Here is a 4894-nt window from a genome sequence, read left to right on the forward strand (position 1 = left end):
GCCTGCCCGACGGGAGCGGCGTCGATGTGTGCCGCGAGGTCCGCTCCCGCCTGCCCGGGCTCGCCTGCCTGATGCTGACCTCCTTCGCCGACGACGACGCGCTGTTCGACGCGGTGATGGCGGGCGCCTCGGGATACGTCCTCAAGCAGATCCACGGCTCCGACCTGGTCGGCGCCGTGCGCACCGTGGCCTCGGGCCAGTCGCTGCTCGACCCGCAGACGACCGCAACCATGCTGGCGCGCCTGCGCGACCAGGAGAGCCGCAAGGACCCGCTGTCGGCCCTGTCGGCGCAGGAGCGGCAGATCCTGGACCTGATCGGCGAGGGGCTGACCAACCGGCAGATCGGCGAGCGGATGTTCCTGGCGGAGAAGACGGTCAAGAACTACGTCTCCAACCTGCTCGGCAAGCTCGACATGCAGCGCCGCACCCAGGCCGCGGCTTTGGTCACCCGGCTCAAGGCCGAACGCGGTGACCGGGGAGACCTTCGTCCCTGGTGATCCCGGCGGGCCGGCGGTGATGCTGGAGGCATGAAAGTCGACGCCGCCGGGCTGCGGGTGCTCACCCGCGCCGAATGCATACAGCTGCTCGCCTCCACTCCGCTGGGGCGCATCGTCTTCACCGACCGGGCGCTGCCCGCGATCCAGCCGGTCAACTACGTGCTGGACGGGGACGACCTGGTGATCCGCACCGGCTCCGGCTCCAAGCTGGCGTCCGCGGTGCGCGACACCATCGTGGCCGTGGAGGCCGACGCCTTCGACCCGCACGGCCGTACCGGATGGTCGGTGACCGTCGTCGGGCAGGCCCGGACCGCCCGGGAGGCCCGCGAGGTCAGCCGGCTGGCGCACCTCCCGCTGGCCCCGTGGACCTCCCGCGACCCGGGTTCCCCGCAGGCCCGGGACCACTACATCGTCCTGCCGATCGAGCGGGTCTCCGGCCGCCGGGTCGACACGCACCCCTGAGGGCGGGCCCGCTCACCGCGCCCCTCCGCTGACCGCCCTGACCGTCCGGGGCACGCCGGCAGGCCGGGATCAGCCCCGGTCGAGGGGGACCTGCCAGCGCAGGCGGCTGCCCCCGCCTCGGCGCGCTCCGCGGTGAAGGCACCGCCCAGGCGCTCGGCCCGCTCCGCCAGGTTGCGCAGCCCGCTGCGCCGCCCGCCCTCGGGGATGCCGACGCCGTTGTCGCTCACCTCCAGCAGCAGCGTGCCGCCGCTCACCTCGACCAGCACCTGCGCCCTGCTCGCCCGGGCGTGGCGGGCGACGTTGGACAGCGCCTCGCGCAGCACCGCCCGGAGCTGCTCCCCCACCTCCTCGGGCACCGTGTTGTCCAGCGGCCCCTCCATCCGGATGCCGGGCATGAAGCCGAGCTGCTCGCGAGCGGCCTCCACCAGCTCCGTCACCCGGCCGCGCAGTGTGAGGGCCGGACCGGCCTGCGGCGGCGACTGCAGCGCGAAGATGGTGGAGCGGATCTCCTTGATCGTCTGGTCCAGCTCGTCCACCGCGTGCTGCAGCCGCGCCGACGCGGCGGGGTTCTCGACCATGCGGACCGTGCTCATCAGCGTCATGGCCACCGCGAACAGCCGCTGGATGACGACGTCGTGCAGGTCCTTGGCGATGCGGTCGCGGTCTTCCAGCAGCCCCAGCCGCTCGGCGTCGCGGCGCGCGCCGGCCAGTTCCAGCGCGACCGCCGCCTGCCCGCCCAGGGACTCCGCCATCCGCAGGTCCGCCTCGTTGAACGGCGACGCCCCGCTCCGCTTGGCCAGGACGAGCACGCCGCGGGCTCCGTCCGCCCCGCCCAGCGGCACGGCGATGGCCGGGCCCAGCGGCACCCCCTCCAGGTGCGGCGGATGCCCGGCGAACTCCTGCAGGTCCGGCGTGCTCTGCGGCCGGCCGGTGTGCAGCGCCGCGCCCGCCAGCGACCTGTCCATCTGCATGTCCCGCGCGCGCAGCAGCTCCTCGCCGAACCCTTCGACGATCTCGATCCGCACCATGTCCTCGTGCGGGAAGCTCACCATCGCCGTGTCGGCCCCGGTCAGCTCCCGGGCGCGGCGGGCCATGATGGTGAGCACCTCCCCCGGGTCGTCGCCGGAGAGCAGGCTGGTGGTCACCTCCGACGAGACCCGCAGCCAGTCCTCCCTGCGCCGGGTCTCCTCGTACAGCCGGGCGTTCTCGATGGCCACGCCCGCGGCGGCGGCCAGCGCGTTGACGACCGCCTCGTCGTCCTCCTCGAAGGCTCCGCCGCCGGCCTTCTCGGTCAGGTAGAGGTTGCCGAACACCTCGTCGCGCACCCGCACCGGCACGCCCAGGAAACTGCGCATCGGCGGATGGCCCGCGGGGAAGCCGTAGGACTCGGGGTGCTCGGACAGGTCGGTCATCCGCAGCGTCTGCGGATCCTTGATCAGCAGGCCGAGCAGGCCCTTGCCGTGCGGCCAGTGCTCGATCCTCGCGATCTCCTCCTCGGTGACGCCCACCGGGATGAAACGCTCGAGTGTGCCGCCCTCGCCGATCACGCCGAGCGCCGCGTAGCGGGCGTCGACCAGCTTGGCCGCGGCCTCGGTGATGCGCCGCAGCACGGTCTCCAGGTCCAGGTCGCTGCCGACCGAGACCACGGCCTCCAGCAGCGCGTGCACCCGGTCGCGGGTGGCGAGCACCGTCTCCAGCCGGTCCTGCAGCTCCGACAGCAGGTCGTCCAGCCGCATGTTCGGAATCAGAGATCTCTCGCCCACGCCCATCCCTCCAGCACGCCCCGGCTCACCCCCCAAGCTTCCCACCCGGCACCGGGAGGTCGAAAAGAGCACCCGCCCCGGCGGGTGCTCTTCCCGCGGGCCTCCTCCCGGCCCGCAGGCCCGTCACAGCGTGCTGGTCAGCGGCCAGGTGGCGTTGGGCGTGACGATGGTGCCCGCCGTACCCTCCAGGATGCGCACGGCGTCGTCCAGCCTGCCGATGGCGGCCATGTCACCGGTGGTCTCCACGAAGGAGCAGGCCGCCTCCACCTTCGGCCCCATCGATCCGGCGGGGAAGTCCAGCCCGCGCAGCTCGTGGGGGGTCGTGTGGCCGATCTCCTCCTGCTCCGGGGTGCCGAAGCCCTTCATGACCCGGGGCACGTCGGTCAGGATCAGGAAGGCGTCGCACTCCAGCGCCTCGGCCAGCAGCGCGCCGGTGAGGTCCTTGTCGACGACCGCCTCGACGCCCTGGAGCCGGCCCTTGTCGTTGCGGATGACGGGGATGCCGCCGCCGCCCGCGCAGACCGTGACGACGCCGTCGCGGACCATCTTGCGGATCAGCCGGGTCTCCACCACCCGCTGCGGCCGCGGCGAGGGCACGACCCTGCGCCAGTGGGGACCGTCCGGCCTGACGGTCCAGCCGTTCTCCCCGGCCAGCCGCTCGGCCTCCTGCCGGTCGTAGACCTGCCCGACGAACTTGGTCGGCTCGTCGAAGGCCGGGTCGACCGCGGAGACCAGCGTCTGGTTGATCATGGAGATGACCTGGCGGCCCGGCAGCGCGTTCTGCAGCGCCTGGAGCATCCAGTAGCCGATCATCCCCTGCGTCTGGGCTCCGAGCGTGTCGAACGGGTACGGCCTGCTCAGGTTGGGGTCGCCGGCGCTCTCCAGCGCCAGCATGCCCACCTGCGGGCCGTTGCCGTGCGTGATGATCAGCTCGTGGCGGGCCGCGACGTCGGCCAGCGTCTTGACGGCGACGGCGACGTTGGCGATCTGGACGTCGGCGTCCGGGCTCTCCCCGCGCCGCATCAGCGCGTTGCCCCCCAGGGCGACGAGGACGCGCATCACTCCCCCAAGGTGGCGACCATGATCGCCTTGATCGTGTGCAGGCGGTTCTCGGCCTGGTCGAACACGATGGACCGCGGCGACTCGAAGACCTCCTCGGTCACCTCCAGCGCCTCCAGGCCGGTCTTGGCGAACAGGTCCTCGCCGACCGCGGTCTCCCGGTTGTGGAAGGCCGGCAGGCAGTGCATGAACTTCACCGCCGGGTTGCCGGTCGCCGCCACCAGCTCGGCGTTCACCTGGTACGGCAGCAGCAGCCCGATGCGCTCGTCCCACACCTCCTTCGGCTCCCCCATGGAGACCCACACGTCGGTGTAGAGGAAGTCGACGCCCCGGACGCCCTCGGCGACGTCGGCGGTGAGGGTGAGCCTGGCGCCCGTGAGCGCGGCGAGCTCGCGCGCCGGCCGGACGACCGTCTCCTCGTCCGGCCAGAGCGCCTCCGGCGCGACCAGCCGCACGTCCATGCCGAGCAGCGCGCCGATGACCAGCAGCGAGTTGCCGACGTTGTTGCGGGCGTCGCCGAGGTAGGCGTAGGAGATCTCCCCCAGCGGCTTGTCGCTGTGCTCGCGCATGGTGAGCACGTCGGCGAGCATCTGCGTGGGGTGCCACTCGTCGGTGAGGCCGTTCCACACCGGCACCCCGGAGTGGGCGGCCAGCTCCTCCACGTGCGCCTGCCTCCTTCCCCGGAACTCGATGCCGTCGTACATCCGCCCCAGCACCCGCGCGGTGTCCCTCACCGACTCCTTGTGGCCCATCTGCGAGCCGCCCGGGTCGAGGTAGGTGACGTGCGCGCCCTGGTCGTGGGCGGCGACCTCGAACGCGCAGCGGGTGCGGGTGGAGGTCTTCTCGAAGATCAGCGCGATGTTCTTGCCGGTCAGCCGGGACCGCTCATAGCCCCCGTACTTGGCGGCCTTGAGGTCGGCCGCCAGATCGATCAGGTAGCGGATCTCCTGCGGAGTGAAGTCCAGCTCTCTCAGGAAACTGCGGTGACGCAGGTTGAACGCCATTGTTCTTCCCCCTGTGAATTCTGTGGGTTCCGTGGAATCGGTGGATTCGGCGGACGGGCGGTCAGATGCCGTCGCGCTCGATCGGGCAGCTCATGCAGCGCGGGCCCCC

General features: G+C 72.1%; 5 protein-coding genes. 2 read left to right on the forward strand and 3 right to left on the reverse strand.

Annotated features, from left to right (window positions below):
• Both ACWJ6R_RS30225 and ACWJ6R_RS30230 read left to right on the forward strand, forming a co-directional pair.
• Positions 1-497 (forward strand): LuxR C-terminal-related transcriptional regulator (locus ACWJ6R_RS30225; RefSeq protein ID WP_449065485.1); only part of this gene is annotated, 497 nt, incomplete at its 5' end.
• Positions 498-527: 30 nt separating this feature from the next.
• A complete protein-coding gene (locus ACWJ6R_RS30230; protein ID WP_449065486.1) occupies positions 528-959 on the forward strand; it encodes a pyridoxamine 5'-phosphate oxidase family protein in 432 nt (143 codons plus the stop codon).
• Here the strand turns inward: ACWJ6R_RS30230 and ACWJ6R_RS30235 are convergent.
• The 3 genes from ACWJ6R_RS30235 to argF all read right to left on the reverse strand — a co-directional run bounded on the left by ACWJ6R_RS30235 (position 902) and on the right by argF (position 4785).
• Positions 902-2695 (reverse strand): sensor histidine kinase, encoded by a 1794-nt coding sequence (locus ACWJ6R_RS30235; RefSeq protein ID WP_449065487.1) that lies wholly within the window; start codon positions 2693-2695, stop codon positions 902-904. The genes ACWJ6R_RS30230 and ACWJ6R_RS30235 overlap by 58 nt on opposite strands.
• Positions 2696-2845: 150 nt before the next feature.
• Entirely contained in the window at positions 2846-3781 is a 936-nt protein-coding gene (gene arcC, locus ACWJ6R_RS30240; RefSeq protein ID WP_449065488.1) for a carbamate kinase, read from the reverse strand.
• On the reverse strand, positions 3781-4785 hold the full coding sequence (gene argF, locus ACWJ6R_RS30245; protein ID WP_449065489.1) for an ornithine carbamoyltransferase: 1005 nt from the start codon (positions 4783-4785) through the stop codon (positions 3781-3783). The genes arcC and argF overlap by 1 nt, the downstream gene beginning before the upstream one ends.
• Positions 4786-4894: the final 109 nt, after the last annotated feature.

This window comes from Planomonospora algeriensis (assembly GCF_977012225.1).

Excerpts from the sequence above, each read along its gene's own strand:
- ACWJ6R_RS30230 (WP_449065486.1), top strand. The coding sequence starts at position 528 with ATGAAAGTCGACGCCGCCGGGCTGCGGGTGCTCACCCGCGCCGAATGC.
- ACWJ6R_RS30235 (WP_449065487.1), bottom strand. The coding sequence starts at position 2,695 with ATGCGGCTGGACGACCTGCTGTCGGAGCTGCAGGACCGGCTGGAGACG.
- arcC (WP_449065488.1), bottom strand. The coding sequence starts at position 3,781 with ATGCGCGTCCTCGTCGCCCTGGGGGGCAACGCGCTGATGCGGCGCGGG.
- argF (WP_449065489.1), bottom strand. The coding sequence starts at position 4,785 with ATGGCGTTCAACCTGCGTCACCGCAGTTTCCTGAGAGAGCTGGACTTC.